The 23,989-nt window shown below is 48.0% G+C and carries 22 protein-coding genes; 5 read left to right on the top strand and 17 right to left on the bottom strand.

The window, feature by feature from the left end; translation table 11 throughout:
- Positions 1-101: 101 nt before the first annotated feature.
- Positions 102-1,745, bottom strand: a complete 1,644-nt coding sequence (locus ACINLD_RS18855; RefSeq protein ID WP_026589607.1) for a M14 family metallocarboxypeptidase — start codon at positions 1,743-1,745, stop codon at positions 102-104.
- Positions 1,746-1,926: 181 nt separating this feature from the next.
- A complete protein-coding gene (locus ACINLD_RS18850) occupies positions 1,927-2,724 on the bottom strand; it encodes an MBL fold metallo-hydrolase (RefSeq protein ID WP_026589608.1) in 798 nt (265 codons plus the stop codon).
- Between the two features lie 124 nt (positions 2,725-2,848).
- On the opposite strand from ACINLD_RS18850, the gene ACINLD_RS18845 reads away from it, so the two are divergent.
- Positions 2,849-3,631, top strand: a complete 783-nt coding sequence (locus ACINLD_RS18845) for an MBL fold metallo-hydrolase (protein WP_026589609.1) — start codon at positions 2,849-2,851, stop codon at positions 3,629-3,631.
- Between the two features lie 6 nt (positions 3,632-3,637).
- Here the strand turns inward: ACINLD_RS18845 and ACINLD_RS18840 are convergent, their stop codons facing one another.
- The 3 genes from ACINLD_RS18840 to ACINLD_RS18830 all read right to left on the bottom strand — a co-directional run bounded on the left by ACINLD_RS18840 (position 3,638) and on the right by ACINLD_RS18830 (position 6,164).
- On the bottom strand, positions 3,638-4,210 hold the full coding sequence (locus tag ACINLD_RS18840) for a VanZ family protein (protein ID WP_077735324.1): 573 nt from the start codon (positions 4,208-4,210) through the stop codon (positions 3,638-3,640).
- 61 nt (positions 4,211-4,271) lie between these two features.
- Positions 4,272-5,708 (bottom strand): anion permease, encoded by a 1,437-nt coding sequence (locus ACINLD_RS18835; RefSeq protein WP_026589611.1) that lies wholly within the window; start codon positions 5,706-5,708, stop codon positions 4,272-4,274.
- Positions 5,709-5,816: 108 nt separating this feature from the next.
- On the bottom strand, positions 5,817-6,164 hold the full coding sequence (locus ACINLD_RS18830; RefSeq protein ID WP_026589612.1) for a general stress protein: 348 nt from the start codon (positions 6,162-6,164) through the stop codon (positions 5,817-5,819).
- Positions 6,165-6,348: 184 nt separating this feature from the next.
- Between ACINLD_RS18830 and ACINLD_RS18825 the strand changes: the two genes are divergently transcribed.
- Positions 6,349-6,711 carry a DUF3212 family protein gene (locus ACINLD_RS18825; RefSeq protein ID WP_026589613.1) on the top strand — a complete coding sequence of 121 codons (363 nt, stop codon included), beginning with the start codon at positions 6,349-6,351 and terminating at the stop codon, positions 6,709-6,711.
- A 65-nt stretch (positions 6,712-6,776) separates the two neighbouring features.
- A complete protein-coding gene (locus ACINLD_RS18820; protein WP_026589614.1) occupies positions 6,777-7,808 on the top strand; it encodes an NADP-dependent oxidoreductase in 1,032 nt (343 codons plus the stop codon).
- A 30-nt stretch (positions 7,809-7,838) separates the two neighbouring features.
- Here the strand turns inward: ACINLD_RS18820 and ACINLD_RS18815 are convergent, their stop codons facing one another.
- Positions 7,839-8,969: a DEAD/DEAH box helicase gene (locus ACINLD_RS18815; protein ID WP_026589615.1), complete on the bottom strand. Its 1,131-nt coding sequence runs from the start codon at positions 8,967-8,969 to the stop codon at positions 7,839-7,841.
- Between the two features lie 137 nt (positions 8,970-9,106).
- On the opposite strand from ACINLD_RS18815, the gene ACINLD_RS18810 reads away from it, so the two are divergent.
- Positions 9,107-10,663: an ABC-F family ATP-binding cassette domain-containing protein gene (locus ACINLD_RS18810; protein ID WP_026589616.1), complete on the top strand. Its 1,557-nt coding sequence runs from the start codon at positions 9,107-9,109 to the stop codon at positions 10,661-10,663.
- Between the two features lie 126 nt (positions 10,664-10,789).
- Here the strand turns inward: ACINLD_RS18810 and ACINLD_RS18805 are convergent, their stop codons facing one another.
- On the bottom strand, positions 10,790-11,974 hold the full coding sequence (locus ACINLD_RS18805) for an MFS transporter (RefSeq protein WP_026589617.1): 1,185 nt from the start codon (positions 11,972-11,974) through the stop codon (positions 10,790-10,792).
- 54 nt (positions 11,975-12,028) lie between these two features.
- Positions 12,029-12,451, bottom strand: a complete 423-nt coding sequence (locus tag ACINLD_RS18800) for a MerR family transcriptional regulator (protein WP_409445252.1) — start codon at positions 12,449-12,451, stop codon at positions 12,029-12,031.
- Positions 12,452-12,614: 163 nt separating this feature from the next.
- Here ACINLD_RS18800 and ACINLD_RS18795 point away from each other — a divergent pair, with 163 nt between their 5' ends.
- Positions 12,615-13,439 (top strand): ion transporter, encoded by an 825-nt coding sequence (locus ACINLD_RS18795; RefSeq protein WP_409445253.1) that lies wholly within the window; start codon positions 12,615-12,617, stop codon positions 13,437-13,439.
- A gap of 39 nt (positions 13,440-13,478) precedes the next feature.
- Here the strand turns inward: ACINLD_RS18795 and ACINLD_RS18790 are convergent, their stop codons facing one another.
- From ACINLD_RS18790 to ACINLD_RS18750, 9 genes are all read right to left on the bottom strand, one after another.
- Complete coding sequence (locus ACINLD_RS18790; RefSeq protein WP_026589620.1) at positions 13,479-14,675, bottom strand: cytochrome P450; 1,197 nt, start codon at positions 14,673-14,675, stop codon at positions 13,479-13,481.
- Between the two features lie 19 nt (positions 14,676-14,694).
- On the bottom strand, positions 14,695-15,696 hold the full coding sequence (gene bioB, locus ACINLD_RS18785) for a biotin synthase BioB (RefSeq protein ID WP_026589621.1): 1,002 nt from the start codon (positions 15,694-15,696) through the stop codon (positions 14,695-14,697).
- A gap of 15 nt (positions 15,697-15,711) precedes the next feature.
- The gene (gene bioD / locus ACINLD_RS18780) at positions 15,712-16,401 is read right to left on the bottom strand and encodes a dethiobiotin synthase (protein WP_026589622.1); all 690 of its coding nucleotides are present in this window, start codon (positions 16,399-16,401) and stop codon (positions 15,712-15,714) included.
- Positions 16,398-17,534 carry an 8-amino-7-oxononanoate synthase gene (bioF, locus tag ACINLD_RS18775; RefSeq protein WP_077735328.1) on the bottom strand — a complete coding sequence of 379 codons (1,137 nt, stop codon included), beginning with the start codon at positions 17,532-17,534 and terminating at the stop codon, positions 16,398-16,400. Before bioF ends, bioD begins: the two co-directional genes overlap by 4 nt.
- Positions 17,524-18,870 carry an adenosylmethionine--8-amino-7-oxononanoate transaminase gene (gene bioA / locus ACINLD_RS18770; RefSeq protein WP_026589624.1) on the bottom strand — a complete coding sequence of 449 codons (1,347 nt, stop codon included), beginning with the start codon at positions 18,868-18,870 and terminating at the stop codon, positions 17,524-17,526. Before bioA ends, bioF begins: the two co-directional genes overlap by 11 nt.
- Positions 18,855-19,625 (bottom strand): 6-carboxyhexanoate--CoA ligase, encoded by a 771-nt coding sequence (locus ACINLD_RS18765; RefSeq protein ID WP_409445254.1) that lies wholly within the window; start codon positions 19,623-19,625, stop codon positions 18,855-18,857. Before ACINLD_RS18765 ends, bioA begins: the two co-directional genes overlap by 16 nt.
- A gap of 192 nt (positions 19,626-19,817) precedes the next feature.
- On the bottom strand, positions 19,818-21,026 hold the full coding sequence (locus ACINLD_RS18760) for a GTP-binding protein (protein WP_026589626.1): 1,209 nt from the start codon (positions 21,024-21,026) through the stop codon (positions 19,818-19,820).
- Between the two features lie 72 nt (positions 21,027-21,098).
- The gene (locus ACINLD_RS18755) at positions 21,099-22,769 is read right to left on the bottom strand and encodes a nucleoside recognition domain-containing protein (RefSeq protein WP_409445255.1); all 1,671 of its coding nucleotides are present in this window, start codon (positions 22,767-22,769) and stop codon (positions 21,099-21,101) included.
- On the bottom strand, positions 22,763-23,875 hold the full coding sequence (locus tag ACINLD_RS18750; protein WP_409445256.1) for an NAD(P)/FAD-dependent oxidoreductase: 1,113 nt from the start codon (positions 23,873-23,875) through the stop codon (positions 22,763-22,765). Before ACINLD_RS18750 ends, ACINLD_RS18755 begins: the two co-directional genes overlap by 7 nt.
- Between the last annotated feature and the right edge of the window lie 114 nt (positions 23,876-23,989).

Genomic DNA, 23,989 nt, shown 5'->3' with positions numbered 1-23,989 from the left:
CTGATACTTATTGTATAGGTTTCCGGCAATGTTTAAAACCTTTCTGTATGAAATGACAAAAAACCGCTAAAAAGCATCCGTCAAATGACGGATGCCGCTTTTTATTCTTGAATATGAAGCGTCTTTTGCTCGGACATAAAGCGAAAGATCGGGAGCTCTTTGCCTATTTCAGACGAAATATAGCCTGTGCTGACAAAGCTGTCCACCGATTCAGGCTCAAGCGCGATCGATAAAAGGTTGGTTTGCGGCTGAGCGGTGAAATAGATTTTTGTTCCCTTTGGAAACTCTTTTGTCTTCAGTTTAAGTTTTGTGTCCACTTTTACGACAGGCCGGCCTTCGGATTCCCCCGCCGTTTCCTTGGAGACAACCTGATAAGCTTCGGCGGTGAGCTTTTGCTTAAACTTCAGCGTCACGCCTTTAAGCCCCTGATCTTGCAGTTTCTGATCGATTTCCTCATGCCCCGGCAGAACGAGATAGGCCGTCGGCCGTGTACGCGACAGCGTTGGAACAGATTGGCTGGCGCTGTAATATTGAACTGGCACATCGATGGCTTGTCCTGAGGCGATATCAGCCATTTTGAGCGTATCTGCAAATGGTCCGGCAAATTCGCTTTTGATGACGACCTGATCCTCGTCATTTGCCTTTATCGCTTTTTGGATGAGCCTTCGTTTTTCTGCGGCGACGAGATGCTTGACTTCGGCCGCATGCTTGACCGTCGTATCAATGATGGTCTCATGCGCGGCCACTTGGGCGGCGACTCTGCGTGCGAAATTTTCGCGGCCAATGTCGATTCCCCTGCTTTCAACCAGGAAGGAAAGAGCTGGCTGAAGGGCAAACGCGTTCCGCCCGATTCTCGCCTCTGTACCGCCTTCATAAATCTCTATTTTCCCGGCTTTGCTTTTGCCGGTCGTATAATAGGAATCATTTGAGAACCCTTTTTCATCAAGCTTTTCCTTGACTCCATCCACATAGAGGCTGTCAGCTGCATCCCTCAGCGGTTCCGGGATATTCAGATTTTTCCCTGATAAAATCAAAATATCGTGGTATTTTAACGCCCCTTTGTCACCGATTTGTTGGAATTCGTTTTGTCCGACGCCGTATTCATGAGCGTCAATCGCGACCTCAGGCGAGAATTTCGCGAATTCCTTATGGATGGCGCGCACTTCGGGAGACTCAAGCTTTACATGGTCTCTGTTTCCGTCGATTCCGCTCGACAGCCTCCTGTTAAAGTGATAGGAACCGTCAGGATTCACTCGCGGCACGATGATGACATTGACCTTCTCAAGGACTTGCTCACCGTATGGCCCGGCTAATTTCTCGGCCATTGCCAAAGCCGCTTCTCCGGCGGCTGGTTCATTTCCGTGAATCTGCCCCTGAAGCCAAACGGTCGGCTTTTTGGATATCGTGCGAATGCGCTCGTCTTTCGTAAAATAAAGCACCGGAATCTTTCTTTTTTCAATTGAAGAACCAAGATTTTTCATTTTGACATACGGGCTTTTTTTTGTCAGTCTGTGTATAAACTTCATCATTTCTTCCTGTGTCGTAAAGGCTTCCCCTTTTTTCACAAAAGCAGGTGTTTGAAAGGTTTCTTCAGGCTCTGGATACAGTGAAGACAATTGATCTGGCTGAGTGTAGTTTTTTCCGTAGTAAGGGGTTTCGGCGGCATGAACCGCATCGGAGAGCAGCAGTCCGGCAAACAAAATCGTCATCCCCAGAAAAGCTTGCAGACGTTTTGGCATGTTCATCTTTCCTCAGCTCCTTTCCTGAATACCTGCATTATAAATGAAATGTGCGCATTTTTTGTCTAAAATTTCAGAAAATGAATCATTTGGTACACATATACAGACGGGACCTTGATGAATTGCGATAAATGAAATGGTCCATTTTTCACTAAAAAACATTCGGCAGAACCGAATGTTTTAGCCTTTACGACTGTGAAGCAGGCAGGTGGTCGGACAGGCTGAACAGCTCCCGGGAAAAGTCGTCTCCCTTCATCGGTACGCCGTGTCCGGTCAACAGAGACGCCGGTCCGAGATCAGCCAGCTTGCGTATCGAATCGGCCGCTTGCGGCCAATCCATCGTAAAATATGCGGGCGGTCCGTTTAGCTCCTGCTTTTGGATCGCCACCTCAAAAAGGGATTCTTGCTCAACGGTTGTAATGGCATCACCCGCGATCAATGTTCTGTCTGACTGCCGGAAAAGCGAAACATGTCCAGGTGTATGACCTGGTGTCTCCACCCATTTCCATCCGGAAAGGAATGGGACGGAGCCGTCTTCGTCAAGCGGCTTGACATGGGATGAAATATTGATGGAATGCCGTGGAAACAATGGTGAAAGCTTGGCGACCAGCCCGCTTTTTACTTCCGGCTTGGCGGGCGGATAATCCGCTTTTCCCGTTAAATACGGCATTTCTTTCGGATGGGCGTATACGGGAACCGGCCATTTGTCCAACAGCTCTTCCAATGCGCCGACATGATCGAAATGCCCGTGTGTCAGAATGATCGCTTTCAGGCGAAAATCACTCCCAAATCGCTCCTCCGCCTCCTTTAAGATGGACGAAGCAGATTGAGGCATTCCCGCATCGATCAAAATGGCTTCACGCGTATCAGGATCAAAAATAAAATAGACGTTTACAATCTGAACGGTTAACCCGTAAACTCCTTCAGCATACTCCTCTAAAACACCGCTTTTAATCGAAGTCAGCGGCATATAAGGATCACTCATGATTTCACCACGCTTACTGTTCATATAACCATTAGTGTGCGCCTTTTACACCTTAATATGTGCTTTTTCTTTTAGATACCCCATGATACATTTAAAAAAACGATATCCAAAAGGAGGAAAAACGGTGATTGATGATTCATGGTTTACCGTGACAGATCTGGGCGGGGATACATTTGCGATCAGCGAGGACGGCCATTGGGAGCATGTCCATTCCTACTTGCTTCTGGGAGCGGATGAAGCGTATTTAATCGATACAGGCCTTGGCATTTCCAGCATTAAAAAGATAACGGACAAGCTGACAAGCCTGCCCGTCAAAGTAATTACAACCCATGTGCATTGGGACCACATCGGAAGCCACGGGGAATATGACTGCATTTATGTTCATGAAGCCGAGAAGGAATGGCTCACAGACGGAATCAAAGGGCTTCCCATTGAACAGATCCGCCGCGATGTCTCACGTGACATTACAAAACCGGTGCCTGAGACCTTTTCCCCTGAAAGCTATACTCCGTATCAAGGAGAGCCGACAGCCGTTCTAAAAGACGGCGATGTGCTCGGCAGGAGCTCAAGGCCGCTGATCATTTATCATACACCAGGGCATTCTCCAGGGCACATCTCTGTCTTCGATGAAACGACGGGCTTTTTATTCACCGGCGACCTTCTATATTCGGGAGCCCCCGTCTACGCTTTCTATCCAACGACTGATCCCTGCCAGTTGGTTTGCTCTCTTGAAAAAATATCCACCCTCAGGCAGGTCAAGAAAGTATTTGGCGGACACCATCAGCTTGGACTTGCCCCCGATATTTTAAAGGAAGCCGGGCGCGCCGCACATCATCTAAAAAAACACCGTTTGGCCAGGCATGGAACAGGCATTCATGAATTTAAAAGCTTCAGCGTTCAGTTTTAGCTCAAACTAAATATAGAGATTTTTCGCAGGAAGCCTTTTCCCGATGACGCGAAGCATATATGTACAGAGGCAAAAACCGATGACACCGCCAAGCGTGTTCAGGATTAAATCATCAACATTAAACGTTCTCACCGCGATCATTCCCGCCGCTGACAGGACTAGCTGCAGACATTCGATGAAAAAGCTCGTCAAAAACAGCAGGATGGCCGCGCTTTTAATAGATAGATGTCTCCATAAAAGCGAAAGATAAACACCTAAAGGTGCGAGGAGCAATACATTGTAAAACGTGAGGCGGGCGGCATGCCAAAAAAACCAGTCGAATCCGGCCGCCTGATACATTTGAAACAAGTCGCCCACAAAATAAAACGGAATGAGCTGAGCATCGATCGCTGCGAATTCCTGATCAGGAACATGAATTCCGCCCATCGTCAGCTGAAAGACGGCGCACAAGTAAACGAGGAAACTGGCAAAAACGATTTTTCTGAAAAAGCTTGTCCTTTTTCGATTTTTGACAACGTCATACAGAAAGTAGATAAAAGATAAGATGATACCGGGAATCAACAAATCAACAAACAACATACACTACACACCTTTCAAGTTCAAAAACAAAGAAGACAGGATGTCTCCCGTCTTCTTCATTTTACCATATACCCAGCACTTTCCACCATAATCCGCCGACAACGAGCCATGTCACGATATGAACGATCGACAGGATAAAGCCGATGAACCACCATTTTCCTTCCGGTATATAACCGGCTCCGAAAAAAACAGGGGCTGCCCCTGCGCCATAATGCGTCGTACAGCCGAAAAGGTTGCTGAAAAACGCGAGGGTGAGAGCCGATAAGAGCGGCGGCGCACCCGCGGCGACGATGACGGCGAAAAATGCCGAGTACATCGCGCTGATATGGGCTGTAGCGCTGGCAAAGAAATAATGCGAGTAAAAATAGACTAGAATTAAAATCAGGAATGCGCTGATCCAGGAAAAACCGGAAACAAAAGATTTCATCATATCGCTGAACCAGCCGACCATACCCAGCTTGTTCAAAAATGTCGCCAGCATTAACAAAGTCGAAAACCATATGAGCGTATCCCATGCACCCTGCTCTTTTTTAATATCGTCCCAGGTCAAGACCTGGGTCAAAAACAAGACCGACAGCCCGATCAAAGCCGTTGTCGTGGCGTCTATGTGAGCATTGCCTCCAAAGATCCATAAAAAAAGGACAAGGAAAAACACGATGACCATAAACAATTCCGAGCGTTTAAAAGGCCCCATTTCCTTCAGCTTGTCGGTCGCAATCCCAGCCGCATCCGGCGTCTCTTTAATTTCGGGCGGGTACAGTTTGTAGATGACAAGCGGTGTCACGATCAGGCTCACGAGTCCCGGGACAATCGCCGCAACGGCCCAGCTTGTCCAGGTCAAATTGACGCCCGCCACATCGTGAGCAAGCTTGGCGATTAACGGATTCGCCGCCATCGCCGTCAAGAACATCGCTGACGTAATCAAGTTCCCCTGGAAGCCGACATTCAGCAAAAATGCCCCGATTTTACGCTCTGTTCCTTTCCTCGGTGTTGAACCGAACGTCTCGGACAGCGAGTGGATGATCGGAAAAATGATGCCCCCCGCTCTTGCGGTGTTGCTGGGGATCGCGGGAGCGAGAAGCAAATCGCTGAAAAGCAGCGAATACGATAATCCGAGCGTTTTTTTGCCGAAGATCCGCACAAATAAATAGGCGATTCTCGCGCCTAAACCGGTTTTAATAAAGCCCCGTGAAATAAAGAATGCGATCACGATCAGCCATATCGTTTTATTGCCAAACCCGCTGAGCGTGTCTTCAATCGACAGCGTTCCGGTAAGGGCCGTCATCGCCAAAGCGAATATCGCGACTGCCCCCATCGGCAGCGGCTTGGAGATAAAGCCGATAATCGTTGCTACAAAAATAGCGAATAAGTGCCATGCTTTCGGATCCAATCCGCCTGGTGGCGGAATCAGCCAAATGACCGCTCCGGCTAAAATCGTAACGGCAAGAGGAAGGATTTTAACTGCTGGTTTTTGTGCTGTGTCTTTTTCTGTAGCCACAAGTTTCTCCTCCTATTCATATTTTCCGCTTATTATTCTACTCCTTTCACGATACCATTCAAATTTTATTTTATTAAAAAAACTGCCGACTTATGTCGGCAGCCTACGTTACACCCAGGATTTCACTTTGTCATGGTCTGTGACAAACAGGAGCACTTTCCCTTCATCGAGCCGCTTTTCAAACTGCTCGGCCTCCTGCTTTGAAAAGCCGATCTCATGCATTTTATTGCGGAGCTCGTCCCCTTTTTTCTGGAACAGATTGCCGACTGCATTTTTAATCCCCGTCTCCTCTGGTCCGATTGTATTGATCTCCGTGTTGCCTGCGAGTCTTTCCGTCCGGTCGTCGTCATGTGAAAGTACATAAATGTCTTCCCTGGCGACGCCGATCCTTTTGAGCTCCCCAACATCCTTCATAAGCTGTTCATCATTTGTATATTCCCGTACTACCGGTTTCATCCGAATCTCCTCCTTTTTTGATGCTGTATTTGCCAAATACCCGCTGTCATCAGCAGTAAACAAGCCAATGCTCTGCCGTAACAATATTACAATTGTGATACATTTTCAGGATCAGGTTTCGTCGGGCCGCTGTTTCAGGTACATGTTTAAAAAAGGACAAGGCATTCAAGGAGTGATGTTTCGCTTGAATTATTTTTCACAGGAGCAGCAATACAACGCGTGGATCATCAGCGATTTAGCCAAGCAGATTTTTTTAAGCGAAGGGCATCAAGAGACGGATACGCATATCTTTGAAAGCTTTGCGGCCCGCAAGTTCGGCATCAATATTGATTATGTCTTCTCGATCATCATGAATATCGGCGATCCGGAAAACAGAACGGCACACAGTACGGAAGACGTTTTAGCGTCTTATCTTTTTTCACTGCTTCCCTTCATTACAAAAGAAATGATTAAGGCCTCCAGAGAAGATGCCAAGCAATATGTAAAAAACGCCGCGGATTACCACCTTTTTCTTCCGGATTCAGTCCTGCGGCAGTCCTTTTTTTAACCGGGGGATGTTTTGCAATAGCGCAGTTTGGAATGATAAGGTTATGAAGAAAAGGAGGAATCATGATGCTGCAAAAACAAATTGAGCTTGCCAGACGGCCGCAAGGGCTTCCTGTCATCGATGATTTTCGATTTAAAGAAACAGCCATTCCGGAAGCAAAAGACGGGGAAGCGCTTGTCAAAACGCTGTATGTCTCAGTCGATCCCTACATGAGGGGAAGAATGCAGGATGCGAAATCGTATGTAGAGCCCTTTGCCCTTGATGAGGTCATCACCGGAGGCGTGATCGGCGAAGTGATAGCTGCAAAAGGAGACAAGCTGCAAAAGGGAGATGTTGTACTAGGGAATTTGGGCTGGCGGGAATATTCCGCAGTACCGGAAACAAACCTGCGGAAAATCGATCCTTCCCTCGCCCCTGTCACAGCCTATCTTGGCATCCTCGGCATGACAGGTTTGACGGCTTACTTCGGGCTTCTTGACATCGGCCGGCCGCAAGCAGGAGAAACAGTTGTCGTCTCAGGAGCAGCCGGAGCGGTCGGCTCAGCCGTCGGACAAATCGCCAAAATCAAAGGCGCACGGGTCATCGGTATCGCCGGTTCTGATGAAAAGACCGCATATTTGAAAAAACAGCTCGGATTTGATGAAGCGATCAATTATAACACGGCGGAAAACATCGCGTCAGCACTTGAAGAAGCATGCCCGAACGGTGTTGACGTCTACTTTGACAATGTCGGCGGCCGCATTTCAGATGCCGTGCTTACCCTAATCAACAAATTTGCGCGGATCCCGGTCTGCGGAGCGATATCTTCCTACAATGCCGAAAGTGCAAAGGATGACATGGGCCCGCGCGTTCAAACGGCTTTAATTAAAGCAAGCGCCCTGATGAAGGGATTTGTCGTCAATGATTACCGCGAACGTTTTCCGGAAGGCGCCAAACAGTTAGCCGAGTGGCTGAAAAGCGGACAGCTTCAATATGAAGAAACGATTACCGAAGGCTTTGAGCGCATACCAGAAGCATTTTTGGGCTTGTTTAAAGGACATAACCTCGGCAAACAGCTCATTAAAGTCGCCGAACCTGAAATGGCTCAGCTTCAATAAAAAAAGGAGGCTTTTCAAAGCCTCCTTCTGCTATTTTTCAATAATTCGTCCTCTTTCATAGACAATCCGCTGAAGATCGATCCCCAGCTTCTTCGCGAGTTTTTTCAGCCTTTCTTCCTCCACTCGGTTGACGAGGCTGATCACCGTTCCTTCATTTCCGGCCCTGCCCGTTCTCCCCGAACGATGGATATAGCCATCTTCATTGGGCAAATCGGCGTGGATCACAAATGGCAAATCTTGAATATCAATGCCGCGCGCTGCGATGTCCGTCGCCAAAAGCAGCGGAAACTCGCCTGCTTCAAACGCTTCTAGGATCTTGGCCCGTTCGATTTTTTTCGCTTCACTGTGCAGGACGCCGACATCAACATGGTGAAACTTCAATTTTTCGGCGTAAACGTTTAAATTGCCGATGTCCTTCACAAAAACGAGCGCCTGAAAACCGCTGAACCTTGAGAACTTCTGCAACATCTTAATTTTATCCCGCTGATCGCAGACGAGAAATTGGTGTTTGACTTTTGCGGATTCCTCGCTTGTTCTTTTGATTCTGAAAAGCTCCGCATCCTTTGTCATATCACGGAGCTCCCGTTCAGCGTCTTGTTTTAAAGTCGCGGAAAAACAGAGGATTTGCCGGTCGCGGAGCGTCGACTTGATGATGTTTGCAATCGTGCCGCGATGCTCCGGGGTGAGCAGGTGGTCTGTTTCATCAAGGACGATCGTTTTCACCTCATGCATTTTCAGCTTCTTCATTTTAATGAGCTCAAACACCCGTCCCGGTGTGCCCGCAATAATGTGCGGATGTTTTTTCAGCTTTTCCTGCTGTTTTTTGATGTTGGCTCCCCCGATAAGAGAAGCAGCTCTGATATCCGAGCCCTTCTTCCATTCTGTGATCACATCAAAAATCTGCATGACAAGCTCGCGGGAAGGGGCGAGGATCACAGCCTGGACGTGTTTTTGATCCGCCTCAAGCTTTTCTAAAAGCGGCAGGACGTAAGCGAGTGTTTTTCCCGTTCCCGTCGGTGATTCGGCGATCACGTCACGCCCCTCTAAAATCGGTGCGGCGGTGGTTTTTTGCACATTCGTCGGTTCGTGAAAACCTGCCGCCTTCCAATTTTCTTGAATAAACGGTTTTGCTTTATTTAAAAATGGCCATCTTTCCGTCATGTTTATCTCCTTTGTCCTCAGGTTATTTCTGCTCTTAGTATCTCAAAACAGAGACGGCAGCGCAATTTTTCTTTTATTGTCCCCCAATGGTTCGATATAATCTTATAGAATACAGATTACAACTTGAGGTGCAAAACATGAGTTTACTTACAGTCACAAAGCTGAGCCACGGTTTTGGCGACCGGGCGATCTTTCAAGATATCTCCTTTCGCCTGCTCAAGGGCGAACACGTCGGTCTCATCGGGGCAAACGGTGAAGGAAAATCGACCTTCATGAATATCATTACTGGAAAGCTTGAACCTGATGAAGGCAAAGTCGAATGGTCAAAAAAAGTCCGGGTCGGCTACCTTGACCAGCATACGGTGCTGGAGCGCGGACAAACGATCCGCGATGTGCTGAGAAACGCCTTTCACTATTTATTCGAGATGGAAGAAGAAATGAACGCCATCTACGGGAAAATGGGAGAGGCTGATCCCGATGAGCTTGAGAAGCTGCTTGAAGAAGTCGGCACGATCCAGGACGCGCTCGACAACAACGATTTTTACGCGATAGATGCTAAAGTCGAAGAAATCGCCCGCGGTCTCGGGCTTCAAGACCTCGGTCTTGACAGGGATGTCACAGATTTAAGCGGAGGACAGCGGACAAAGGTGCTGCTTGCCAAACTGCTGCTTGAAAAGCCCGACATCCTTCTCTTGGACGAACCGACAAACTACCTGGATGAGCAGCACATCGAATGGCTCAAGCGGTATTTGCAGGAATACGATAACGCGTTTATTCTGATTTCGCACGACATCCCGTTCTTAAACAGCGTTATCAATCTCATCTATCATGTGGAAAATCAACAGCTGACACGCTACGCCGGCGACTACAATCAATTCCGTGAAGTGTATGAGGTCAAAAAGCAGCAGCTTGAAGCCGCCTACAAAAAACAACAGCAGGAAATCTCCGAGCTGAAAGACTTCGTCGCCCGCAATAAAGCGCGCGTCAGCACGCGCAATATGGCGATGTCCAGACAAAAAAAGCTCGACAAAATGGACATGATCGAGCTCCCTTCAGAAAAGCCGAAGCCGGAATTTCACTTTAAACAGGCGCGGACATCCGGAAAGCTGATTTTCGAAACGAAAGATCTCGTCATCGGCTATGACGAACCGCTATCCAGACCGTTAAACTTGAGAATGGAGCGCGGGCAAAAAATCGCTTTGTACGGGGCGAACGGCATCGGAAAAACGACGCTCCTGAAGAGCCTGCTCGGCGAAATTTCCCCGCTGTCGGGTGAAGTCGAACGCGGGGAATACCTTCATATCGGCTATTTCGAACAGGAAGTCAAAGAAAAAAACAACAACACATGTATTGAAGAGGTGTGGAACGACTTTCCTTCCTTCACACAATATGAAATCCGGGCAGCGCTTGCGAAATGCGGACTGACGACAAAGCATATTGAAAGCAAGGTGTCCGTGTTAAGCGGCGGCGAAAAGGCGAAAGTCAGACTGTGCAAGCTCATCAATTCGGAAACGAATCTGCTCGTTCTCGATGAGCCGACAAACCATCTCGATGTGGAGGCAAAAGAAGAGCTGAAAAGGGCCTTGAAAGAATACAAAGGCTCAGTCCTTCTCATCTCCCACGAACCGGAATTTTACACCGAGATCGCAACAGAAACATGGAACTGTGAATCTTGGACCACGAAGGTATTATAAACAAAAAAACTTGTTTCCTTTGCAGGGAAACAAGTTTTTTTAGTAAGCCGATCATCGGGGTGAACGTTCACAGGATGTATAGACGGCGACCGCCGGCCCGTCAGCAAATGCAAGGATGATTTTCTTTTAATGACCTGCTCTAATCCCGGCCAAATGACGGCGGCCGAAGGCTAAGACGGCTACCCCGGCAAGAACTGCGATACATCCGGCAACATACGGTGTATGCGCGCTGAAATGATCGGCGAGAACTCCCGCGATCCATGGCGCGATCGCTCCGCCGATAAAACGGATTGAGCTGTAAGCACTTGAAGCGACTGACCGTTCGACAGGCGCCGCATTCATGACCGCGGTGGTCAAAATCGTGTTGATCATGCCCAAAATGCCGCCGGCAATGACAATCGCTGTGATGACAAAAGTCTTGTGCTCCGTCCAAATGCCGAGCGCCAATAAATCAGCGGCAAACAGCACAAACAGCAGGATCAAAGAACGGACGGTTCCAAGGACGCGCTGCACAGCCGGAGCGGTGAAAACGGATGTGACCGCAAGAAACAGTCCCCAGCCGAAAAAGACATAGCCGAGGCCCCTTTCATTCAAATCAAGTACGAATGGAGAATAGGCAAGCAAAGTAAAAAAGCCGAAGTTATACAAAAAGGCAGCCGCAGACAGCGTGAATAACCCTTTATAACGCAGCGCCCTGATCGGAGCGCTGACAGAAACTTTCTTTTGCGGCTTTGCAATCGGCGGCAGCAAAATGAAGATGGCCAGCAGCGCGACCGCCATTAAAACAGATACGCCGAAAAACGGCGCTCTCCATGAGATGCTTCCAAGCTCACCGCCGGCCAGAGGACCGACGGAAATCCCCAGTCCTAAAGCCGCTTCATATAAAATGATCGCTTTTGCGCTTCCGCCTGACGCCACACTCACGATGACGGCAAGAGCGGTTGAGATAAACAAAGCGTTTCCAAGTCCCCAGCCGCCCCGAAAGCCGACAAGCTGGGCGATGGATTGAGAAAATCCGCCGAGCCCTGCGAAAATAATAATCAGAATAAGACCGCAAATGAGTGTCTGCTTAGCGCCAATCCGGCTTGAGATAGCCCCTGACAAAAGCATCGCAAAACCTGTGACAAGCAGATAGCTTGTAAATAACAGCGATACCTGACTGGGGGACGCATCCAGCTGCCGGGCAATCGCCGGCAGGATCGGGTCGACCAGACCGATCCCCATAAATGAGATCACACATGCAAATGCTACGGCCCAAACTGCTTTCGGCTGCTTCAACATGCTTGATTTCTTCGATGGTTGTTCATTCATAACAGATCAGACCTTTCTTTTTTGCAAATAAACAAACGCTATAAAAATAGCGTTTTAATCAATGTTATCCAGCGCTTTCCGGGCTTTCTCGTTCATGCCCTCAAGGCGCTTCTTGAATGATTGGAATTTTTCAATCTTTTCATCTATCATCCGGAGCTGTTCATTCAGCATCGCTTGAATGTCTTCAAGCTTTTCCTTTCGCTCCTTTTGGTCCAATGATAAAAGATACCCTTCTTTATGCATTTCAAGATGCTTGCTCGTTTCCATAAACTGCTGAAGTTCATGGAGAGAAAACCCCAACACTTCCTTGGCGCTGATGACCCTTTCCAGCTCTTCCAAGTCGTCTTCGGAATAGAGCCGGACACCGCCTTCCGTCCGCTTTGGAGAAGAAAGCAAACCGATTTCTTCATAAAAGCGGATCGTTCTTTTGGTCAAGCCGCTTCGTTTTGCCATTTGATCAATCTTCATCCAGTTCACGTCCACAGCCTCCTGCCTTCTTACTGATTGTTATATGATATCACTCTTAAACTTTAACGTAAACGTTAAGTGTTGATCAACAAAAAAGAACTGACTTGACATTCGCCAGTCCATGTAACGTATCATAGAAATGGAAAACAAAACGGGAGGACAAAAAAACAAGGTGAATACTCATCAACATTCATTTAAAACAAAAGTTTCCACATTCGTCGAAAGCCGGATGTTTCAGTATTTTATTACGGCCGTTATTATTCTGAATGCCATTTCCATAGGTTTGGAAACCTATGCTTTTTTTAAGCCGTATCAACACATATTTTTTATATTAGACTGCCTGTTTTTAGCGATTTTCGCGGTGGAGCTGTCTCTTAAACTATCGGTGCAAAAACACCATTTCTTTAAAAACAATTGGAACATATTTGATTTTATTATCATCGCCGGCAGTTTCATTCTCTACAACACGAATTTCGTCAGCGTCCTTCGGATTTTCCGCGTGCTCCGGGTGCTTAGGACGATCACATCCATCCCGTCTTTAAGGCAGATCGTCAATGCGCTGTTTATGGCGATTCCGACCATCAGCAGCGTCCTGATTTTGATGATGATCATTTTCTATGTCTATGCCGTCATCGGGACGATGTTCTTTTCAACGATTGCGCCGGAATATTTCGGAAACCTGCAGCTCAGTTTTCTGACGCTGTTCCAAACGTTCACGCTCGAATCATGGGCGAGCGGAATCTTCAGGCCGATCTTCGCCGAAAGCGCCTGGTCCTGGCTGTATTTCGTCTCATTTATCGTCATTACGACCTTTATCATGATCAACCTGATCGTCGGTGAAATCGTCAATAACGCGCAAAAAATTTCTCAGGAAATTGAAGAAGAAACAGGAGATTTAAAGGAAGATACGAAAGAAATAAAAGAATTGCGGGCGGAAGTCAAAGAATTAAAGACGCTTTTATCAACCTATATCAAACAAAATGAAACGAAAGAATAAAAGAGCCGGTGTCTAAAAACCGGCCCTTTTTTGATCGGCTCACCTAAAGGCGACAGGCAGCTCGGCCAACGCTCTAAAACCGAATAACTTGCGGTAGCAAACATCTGATGCAGCCAGACGGAGTCCTGGCGCCCGCTCTAAAAGCGCAAGGATGGCCATTTGCGCTTCAAGCCGCGCCAATGAAGACCCTAAGCAAACATGAGGACCATGGCCAAATGCAAGGTGCGGATTCGGCTTTCTCGTGATGTCGAAAACATGAGGCTCCTTGAAAATGTCCGGATCGCGGTTGGCAGCACCTAAAAGGACGTATACCTGTTCATTCTTTTTGATCATCTTGCCGCTGATTTCACAATCCTCGGAAGCTGTGCGCGCCGTCATCTGTGTCGGACTTTCATAGCGCAAACACTCTTCAACTGCAGACTCAATAAGCAGCGGATTTTCCTTCAATACGGCAAGCTGTTCCGGATGCTTCATGAATGCAAGCAATCCATTGCTGACAAGGTTGACTGTCGTCTCATGTCCGGCAATGATAAGCAATATACATGTCGCAAGCATTTCATCTTCTGAGAGCTTTTCCTCACTGATGAATTTGCTGATCAAGTCGTTTTGCGGATGAGCTTTTCGCTTTTGCAGCAAATCTCTAAAATATGATATTAATTTCCCCGCCGTATCGCTTCCTTTGACCAGCGCCTGGCGCGAACGGGTCAAATCAATCGTCTGTATGACATTTGCCGTCCACTGTCTAAATTGATGCCTTTCATCTTCCGGGACACCAAGTATTTTGGCAATGACAAGACTAGCCAAAGGAAAGGCAAACTCGGAAACAATATCCGCGCTTTTCCTGCCATCGAGCTGATCCAGCAGACCAGCAGCTGCTGCTTTTATATCAGGCCGTAAGGATTCAACGATTTTCGGTGTGAACTCTTTTCCAATGAGCGCCCGCATTCGCTTATGGCCGGATTGGTTTTGATACAGCAGCATATTCCCCTGTAAGTTTTTCAGATATTCATATTTTGCTGTCGTTTCCGGAAGAGGAACGCGGTTTTGAAATCTGGCGTCCTTCAAAATCGCTGCTGCTGCTTCATATCCGGTCACATACCAGCCCGGATATTTGAATACCGTTCCTTGATAAACAGGATGAACAGACCGCAGCTTCTCATAAAAAGGATAAGGATCTCTCCAAAATTCAGCATCTGAAAGCAAACTAGGCTTTGCCGGATGTAATTCTAACGCCATGTCAATCCTCCGTATCGTTTTATTGTTGAAGGCTGGCTTTCATTTCTTCAACCGTTTCGACTTCAAATCCCAAATCACGCAGCATCTGATGGTCTTCTGTTTCAAGCTGTCCTGCCGTTGTTAAGTAATCTCCGACGAAAATCGAGTTGGCGGCATACAGCCCGAGCGGCTGCAATGAGCGGAGATTGACTTCGCGCCCGCCGGAAATGCGGATTTCCTTTGACGGATTGATAAAGCGGAACAAAGCCAGCACTTTTAAACAGTACAGCGGGTTCAATTCATTGACCCCTTCCAACGGTGTGCCGTCAATCGCATGCAAGAAATTGACCGGGATCGAATCGGCATCAAGCGCTTTTAAGCTTCTTGCCATATCGATGACATCTTGCTTCGTCTCCTTCATGCCGACAATGACACCCGAACACGGCGACATCCCGGATTGTTTGGCCGTCTCCACTGTTTGGACTCTGTCATCATACGTATGTGAAGTCGTAATATTGGAATGGTTGCTCTTTGATGTATTGATGTTGTGATTGTACCTGTCAACACCCGCCTCTTTCAGCCGATGAGCCTGCTCCGGTTTTAACAGGCCGAGGCATGCGCAGATTTTCAGCCCGTACGTATCTTTGATTTCTTTTACAGCATCGACAACTTGATCGACTTCCCGGTTTGACGGGCCTCTGCCGCTGGCCACGATGCAGTAAGTGCCGATATTTAAATCGCGGGCGCGCTTGGCGCCTTCAAGCAATGTCCTTTTGTCCACCATCCGGTACGAATCGATCGGCGCCTTCGATATGGCGGACTGAGAACAGTAGCCGCAGTTTTCCGGGCAAAGGCCGGACTTTGCATTCATAATCATGTTGAGCTTTACTTTTTTCCCGTAGTAATGCTTTCTAATTTGAAAGGCAGCATGCATCAAAAGCAGAACTTCATCATCCGGACACTCCAAAACGGCAAGCGCCTCTTCGTCTGTGACTTCCGCTCCCCCCAACACACTCTCTGCCAGGTCCATCCATTGATTCATCTTTTTTGCCCCCATTTACATTTGATTCATGATATAGGAAACATCGACATGGTCCTTTATCATATTTTGCATGTTTTCCGCTGTTAGATGTTCAAGCTTCGGTGTCACGCCTAACACCGGCACTTCACATAATGTTTCAATCATCTCCGGGTTGGTTTGTTCATCACGGCCCGGCCGCACGCTGATGCCATTGATCACGATGCCGATCAAACGAATGCCGATGCTTTTGGCGTATTGTACGGTCAAATACGTGTGATTAATCGTTCCGAGGTCAGGCCTTGCGACAATGACAGCCGGCAGCTGCAAAGCCTTTATCAAATGGCTGACCAAATAATCCTTTCCAAGCGGCACCGCGATTCCGCCTGCTCCCTCGACAATGAAGCAGTCATGCCGATCCTTGATCTTTTTCCAATGGTTCATGACCTCCTCCATCCCGGCCGTCTTTCCTTCAAGCTTTGACGCAACATATGGAGCTAGCGGTTCTTGATATGCAAAAGGAGAAATGTCCTCATGAGAAAGAGCGGTTTGCGACATTTTCTTCAACAGCGATGTATCGCTATCCGGGTGTGTGCGCGAAATTCCGCTTAAAAAAGGCTTAAACACGCCGACATCGATGTTTTGTTCTTTTAATACAGCGGCAAGGCCGCAGGAGATGACGGTTTTCCCGATTTCCGTATCCGTTCCTGTTACAAAAAAACCTTTCATTTCACCATGTTCAACTCTCTTCCGATTAGATTAAACGCAACTAACAGATCGTCGATTTCTTTTAAGCTGATGCCGGCGGAGACGGTCAGCCTGATCCGGCTTTCTCCTTCCCGTACCGTCGGCGGACGGATGGCCGGTGCATAAATGCCCTTTTTCTGAAGACCTTGTGCAAATCGCACGGCTTGCTGCGTGTCCCCGATGATCACAGGGATGATCGGTGTCTCTCCCCCCTTGACGGTAAAGCCGATTTTCTCAAGACCTTCCTTAACGGCTTTGACCGATGACTGTAATGACAGGCGTTGTTCTTGGCTTTCTTCGATGATCGCAAAGGCCTCGCACGCAGCGGCACAGCTCGCCGGTGGTATGGCCGTCTGGAAGATAAATGTTCTGGCATGATTCCGCAAAAAATCGATCAACGCGTGCGAACCTGCGGCAAATCCGCCTTCTATGCCGACAGCTTTGCTTAAGGTGCCGATCACAACATCAGGACGGACGCCGAAGTATTCGCTTGTTCCCCTGCCGTTCGCACCCAAAATGCCTGTTGCGTGCGCATCATCAACAATGACGAAGGCCTGGTAGCGTTTGGCAAGCGGGATAATCTGATCAAGCGGCGCGATCGTTCCATCCATGCTAAAAACGCCGTCTGTGACAATAAAGCGCCGCTTACCGCCAAATGTTGCAGAAAGCTTATCTTCAAGATCATTCATATCCATATGGCGGTAAATGACGGTGTCGGCTTTTGAAAGGCGGCATCCGTCAATAATACTGGCATGATTCAATTGATCGCTGAAGATGATATCCCCTTTTTCAGGCAGCGAAGACAGCACACCGATATTGGCTAAATACCCGCTTGAAAACAAAAGAGCCGCTTCCGTCTCCTTAAAATCCGCGATCTTCCGCTCAAGCCTTTCATGCCAGCAGGTATTGCCTGTCGTCAGCCGTGAACCGCTGCTGCCTGCCCCGGCTTGATCCAGCGCCATTTTGGCCGCCGCGATCAAACGGTGATCATCGCCCAGTCGCAAATAATCATTTGAAGCCCAGACCTTGTCGGCATCAGGCGTCCGCAATCTTCGGTAAAGACCGGCCGCTTTCGTTTTCTCAAGGCGTTCGTACAGCCAGTCGTCAAACGACACGGCTTGTCACCTCATGAATCGCTTCCTTCATAATGGCAACCATTGCTGCAAGCTCATCCGTTGTGCTGGCGAGCGGCGGCAGAAATGCGACAACATCCCCGAGCGGTCTCGTCAGCATGCCAAGCTCCCGCATTTTTAAAGAGACTTGGTATCCAACGCGCTGTTCAGGCGGATAAGCTTGTTTCGTTTCCTTTGACTGGACAAGCTCTATTCCGCACATCAATCCGAGCTGCCGGATGTCTCCGACATGAGGAAGGGATTTCAGGTCTTGAAGAAGAGCATGCACGACTTTCGATTTGGCGGCGACCTGTTCTACGATTCTTTCAGTTTCAAACAGACGCAGGTTTTCGATCGCAACCGCACACCCAAGCTGATTCCCTGTATAGGAGTGGCCGTGGAAAAACGTTTTCAGATTTTCATAATCGTCATAGAATGCGTCGTAAATCTCTTCTGTGGCAAATGTGACGGCAATCGGCAAATAGCCTCCGGTAATTCCTTTTCCCGCCGCCATTAGGTCAGGCTGCACAGCTTCGTGTTCACAAGCAAACATTTTTCCGGTCCGCCCAAACCCTGTCGCCACTTCATCAACGATCATGAACACATCGTATTTCGTGCAAAGCGCTCGAACGCCCGCTAAATATCCTTCTGGCATGACAATCATGCCTGATGCGCCTTGAACCATCGACTCGATCGAAAGGGCGGCGATCTCTTCGTGATGCTCCATCAAAAGCTTTTCCAGTTCTTCCAGGCATTCATCGCGGCACTGGTCCGGGTCGCCGCTCGTGGACCGGTATACATAAGGAACCCTTGCTTTGAAGCTGTCAAACATGAGCGGACCGTATACATGGTGGAAAAGCTCGATGGAACCGACGCTGACGGCGCCGATCGTATCGCCGTGATAGCCGTTTCGCATCGTGACGAATTTTTGCTTCTCGGGCTTCCCTTTATTCTTCCAATACTGAAAGGCCATTTTCAGCGCGATCTCCATCGCTTCAGCTCCGCTGTCGGAATAAAAAACGCGGGTCAGATTGTCAGGTGTGATCTTGATTAATATTTCGGCAAGCTCTGTCGCTGGAACATTTGTCATCCCCAGCAATGTGGAGTGAGCGATTTTTTCCAGTTGTTTTTTAATCGCCTCATCCAATTCCTTTTTGCGATGGCCGTGTACATTGAGCCACACTGAAGAAAAGCCGTCGTAATATTCTTTGCCATTTATGTCCTTTAGCTTAATTCCGTCTCCGCTTTCAATGATTAATGGATCTTGATCATAATCCTTCATTTGTGTAAAAGGCAGCCAAAGATGTTTTTTGCTTTTTTCAATTAACGATTGCCCCATTTTTCTCCCCCCGTCTGAATCAATACCGGCTGGTTTTCCAAGTAATCGATACAATTCTCTGCATTGATGAATCCGCGAACAAAAAATATTCGGCAGCCGCTTTCGTCTCCGTATTCTTTCATTTTCGTCATCCGCCGATAGCCCAGTTTTCGTGAAGCGACATAGCCGGTTTTGTAATCGGGATCATCAGACCAGCATAATTCTGCGATGATATCCGGGTGTGCGCATACTTTTGCCGCTATCGCGAGCGCCTCCTTCAAGCGCGGATTCAGCGGCATGTCGCGCTCTCTGGCCCACTTTTGAAAGTCGTCTTCAGGCCAGTCGATCCGGGAAACCCGGACACCTTTTTCATGCCTCCCATCGATTCGCTCCCCTGCATCGATGTCAAACAAGACCGCTCCCCTCAGAGCGATGTCCTGAAGCGCTTTTTCAAACATGCTTGCTGGAACGCCCGCTTTTTGAAGAAGCGCCCGCGCGAGGGCCCGGCCGTTTTCTGCTGCATCAACTTCATGTGTTTCAACCGGCAAAGGCTGAATCAAGCTTACCGGTTCGTCAACACATTCAAACTGGATTTGCATAAAATCCGGTTCCCCTCTTGAATGGGATAAGGCTTTATCCAATAAGGTGTGGACGGCTCCCTTCAAACCGCTGAAGGATGTCAGGCGCTCTCCCCCGGATATATGCTTTCCGCCCTGTTCATGAGGTCCGTTTTTGGATGCTCTCATTCTGACGCTGTAATATTTGTCCCCCTGCATTGTTTCATCCCCCCTTTGAAACCGGACGCGAATATGTTAACTTAAATTAATTTTAAGTTAACATTACAAGTAGAATATTAGTATTCCTTACCTGATATGTCAACACGATGTGAAATTGCTCATACACAAAAAAAGACAAAAGGGAGCTTAAAAGGCTCCTCTTTTGCCTTATTGAAAGACGATTTGCTGTTGTTATGCCTGCCCTGCAGTTTCAATCTGCCAATCAAACGGGTCGGGCAGAAGCGACCAATCATCCGCCATTTCGGAATCTGTGAGCAGGCATCGATCCGCTTCGGCTGAAATCTCGTCAGGCGAAAGGTTGAGTCCGATAAAGACGAGCCTTGTATGGCGGTCGCCGAACTCGGGATCCCATTCCTCTAAAACCTCAGGCTCATCCCGCAATATTTGTTCCTGCTTATGCTTCGGCAAGGCTGCGACCCAATATGAGATCGGCTCAAGACTTGCGGAAGGACCCGCCTGGGACATCAATAAGGCAAGACTGTTCCTTGTCGCACACCAGACGATTCCTTTCGCCCTGACAATGTTTTCCGGAAGGGTATGAATCCAATTATAGAACCGCTCTGTATGAAAAGGACGGCGCGCTTCATACACAAAGGACGATATCCCGTATTCTTCAGTTTCAGGCGTATGCTGCTCCGGCCCCTGATTTAACTCCCTCAGCCAGCCCGCCGAATTGCTTGCCTTTTCAAAGTCGAACAATCCTGTATTCAAAATCTCTCCAGGATCTACTTCACCCTTTACCGCGCGGATGATTTTCGCAGCCGGCTGCAAGGTTCTCAGCACTTTTTCAAGCTTAGCCAGCTCCTCTTGGGAAACAAGGTCGCATTTATTCAAAATCAGGACATCGCAAAATTCGATTTGGTCAATAAGCAGATCGGCAATCTCGCGTTCATCCTCTTCCCCGACGGCTTCTTTTCGATCGAGCAGGCTGTCTCCGGACTGAAAGTCATGCCAAAAACGATTCGCGTCAACAACCGTCACCATCGTATCCAGACGGCAAAAACGGGTCAAATCGATGCCAAGCTCTTCATCAATGTAGGAAAAGGTTTGCGCAACCGGAACCGGTTCGCTGATCCCTGTTGACTCGATCACGATGTAATCGACGTTCCCCTGCCGGGCGAGCTTTTCAACCTCTATCAGCAAATCCTCCCTCAATGTGCAGCAAATGCAGCCGTTTGACATTTCGACCAGTTTTTCATCCGTCCTTGAAAGCCCGCCGCCCTGTTTGACGAGTCCGGCGTCGATGTTCACTTCACTCATGTCATTGACGATCACGGCGACTTTCAGCCCGTGGCGGTTTTGCAGTATGTAATTCAGCAAAGTCGTTTTGCCCGCCCCTAAATAGCCGCTCAACACTGTTACAGGAATTTTTTTACTCATTTTCATTCTCCTTTTTATCACTTTGTTAAATCGTAATAATTACGATTTGTATTTTATTTCATCACAAATCAGTTAAAAATGCAAAGGCACCAGTTTTAAAACAGCCCAAAACAATGCGGCCGACGCGGCAGAGATGATCATTTGCCTTCCGATGAGACCGGCCGCCGTTCTCATCCCCAATTCTTTCGCGATCGTCCACACCGTCACCATGCAGGAAGAAAAAGTGGACGCCAGGTACACCAATAAAAAAAGCGTCCCTCCGGATAAAGCTTGCAAAAGAGCACCGTTTCCTTCATTAAAAAGGAGAATGCCGTCTTTCCTGATGATTGAAAAAACCAGTCCAGATGCGGCTTCACCAGGAGCGCCGAACGCGTGTAAAACAGGTGATGCAAGCAGTGTTAACAAGTGAATCACACCAAGCTCATGTAACATCGACGCGGCAAGGCAAATGATGAGAAAGATCGGCATTGCCTGCAGAATAAATTGATTCACCACCGATTTCACTCGAAATGCGGTTCCTTTCCACGATGGACGCTGCAAATAAGTTTTCCGGCTTTGAAAATAGGAAGACCATTTCTCATCCGCCGGATACCAAATCCGATTATGAACGGCCCCGACAATGACCAGCGCCGCAAGATACGGAATAAACAGCCATTCCCTGCCGGCGGCATGAAAAATAGAAATCGTCGCCCCGATTTGATAACTGCAGGCCGATCCAAATGATATCAATGAGACGCATTGCTTCCGCGTACACATGCTGCATGAGCGGGTCTGATGAACAGCCACGACATTGCAGCCAAACCCGGTTAAAAACGGCACTAAATCCCGGCCATTCAGTCCGATTTTTCTCATATACGGATCAAGTGAATCAACAATCCGATCCTTAACACCCGAATCATCTGTCAGCGCATTTGCAAAAGACATAAACAGCACGACCGGAAACGCCCAAACGAACGAATAGATGCCAAGGGTAAAAGGCCCGTAATTCCCGGCCAAAACCGCCCGAATCCATGACGGCTTTCCCTGCATCATGTGTTGAAGCGGTTCGACGACCCATTGATCCGCGTATGGCTGCATCCATTCGGAAACATGGTAAGCGAGCATCACCGGCAAGATAAACAACAGCCCCAGCACAGAAGCCGAAAGAATCGGACCCCATATCGGCCGGTCAAACAGCAGCTTTTGATCAGCAGTACGGCCAAGCTCGATCTGTTCGATCTGCTTCCGTTTCCCATGATGGAAGACAGCGCCTTTTTTTAAAAAAGCGAAGATTTTCTCTTTTTTATCTTCAGTCAGACGTCGCGAGTCGATAAGAAAGACAGGCAGATCATGTTTTTTCACTTGCTCAGAAAGCTTGTGCCGCATGTCCGCCGTCATCTTATCTTGAAATGTCACGATAAAACAGACATGTTGACAAACGGGCGGAATCAGCTCGAGGATCAGGCGAAGCTCTTCAGAAAAATGTGTCCCCCGCAAAACGGCCACCACCTTATCGGCCGTTTCAATTTCGTTCTTGACCGTCTTTTTCGCGATGTTGTCTTCCTCGCGAATGCCCGGCATATCAACAACCGTCCAGCCTGGAAGGCGCTTTGCCTCCCGTTCTGCCGCAAAAATCGTCGACCCCCTTACATTCGTTTCCTCTCCATACCCTTGATCTGTGATCGCGGAACATAATGTCGTTTTCCCGACCGACTCCAATCCAATCAATAATAGACGCTTGTGCTGCTTCGGTTTGATTAGCATTCACACTCTACCTCACAGCAGCTCAAATCATCGAGAAACATTTGATTGTTCCTGTATTCGGCCAACACGTCCTCATCAAGGGCAAAATCCCATTTTTTCAGTAAGTGCTCAGCAATAACGGCAAACCTTTGCCGGAATTTATAAATAAAACAAAAGACGGCGTTTTGATGCCTGACACTCGGTCCGATCAAATAAAGATGTTCCGTTTTTGTCGACATATCCTCTTTTGTTAAAAGCGGCTTGCCGTCTTCCCCCCACGCAAACAAACGGCTGATCTGCTCTGCTCCCGAATGAAAACCGGTCGCCACAATCGGCCGTGTTTCAGAGCGGATTCTCCTTCCATCTGACAAGTGCAGATCATAGGCTGCTCCATTTGTCGTCAGTTTTCTGACACTGACATGTTCTAAAAATTGGACGTTTCCTTTTTCATACGCCTGTTCAAGACGTTCCCAAGTATATGGCGAAAGCGACCGGCTCGGATCGGCCTCAGCGTTTTCCTGAAGGGCATTCGGCATGACGACCGTTACATCGCTTCCATATGACGCCAGCTGCACCGCCGCATCCATCGCGCTTTCATAGCCGCCGATCACATAATAATGGCCTTTTTTCAATTGCCGCCATGCAGCCACTTTGCTGTTATGCAGCCCCAGCTCAGCTCCAGTGAAAGGGAGCTTTGGAAACTGGAATTCTCCGGTTCCCCAGATGACGGCCTTTGACTTGATGATGCCGTGATTCGTTTCTATTGAAAAACCGTCGTCATGTTTATGCAGCTTATGTACAGCCGTACCTTCTGCCAGAGGCAGCTCGAAATGCTCGGCTAAAAGCGCCAAATATTCCCCATACTCCTGCCCGCTCAAATGCTCTCGCTGAAATGTAAAAGCGGGAGATGTTCCCGGGGCTACAGCATTCAGATCTAAAGCGCCGAAACCTTGGCCTGTGAAGGATGGTGTGATCAGCTTCATTTCTTCAGGCCATTGCCAAAATGATGCTCCTACACGTCCTTTATCTAAAATCACGAACGATTCAAAACCGAGTTTTTTCAGAAGGATTCCCATTCCAATACCAGCGGGTCCTGCCCCGACAATGACGATTTCGTTATTTTCCATGACAATCACTCCTTAAACGAAATCATTACGATTTAAAAGATATGTTTCACAACGTGAACCACTTGATTTTATCACATCATTCCTGCAAAATAAATAGGAATTATTTCGATTTAT

The sequence above is a fragment of the Bacillus sp. z60-11 genome (assembly GCF_046464135.1).
In the GTDB taxonomy this organism is placed as follows: Bacteria; Bacillota; Bacilli; order Bacillales; family Bacillaceae; genus Bacillus; species Bacillus sonorensis_A.
Note: the sequence above shows the minus strand (reverse complement) of the source record. Positions and strands in the feature narration are given on the sequence as shown.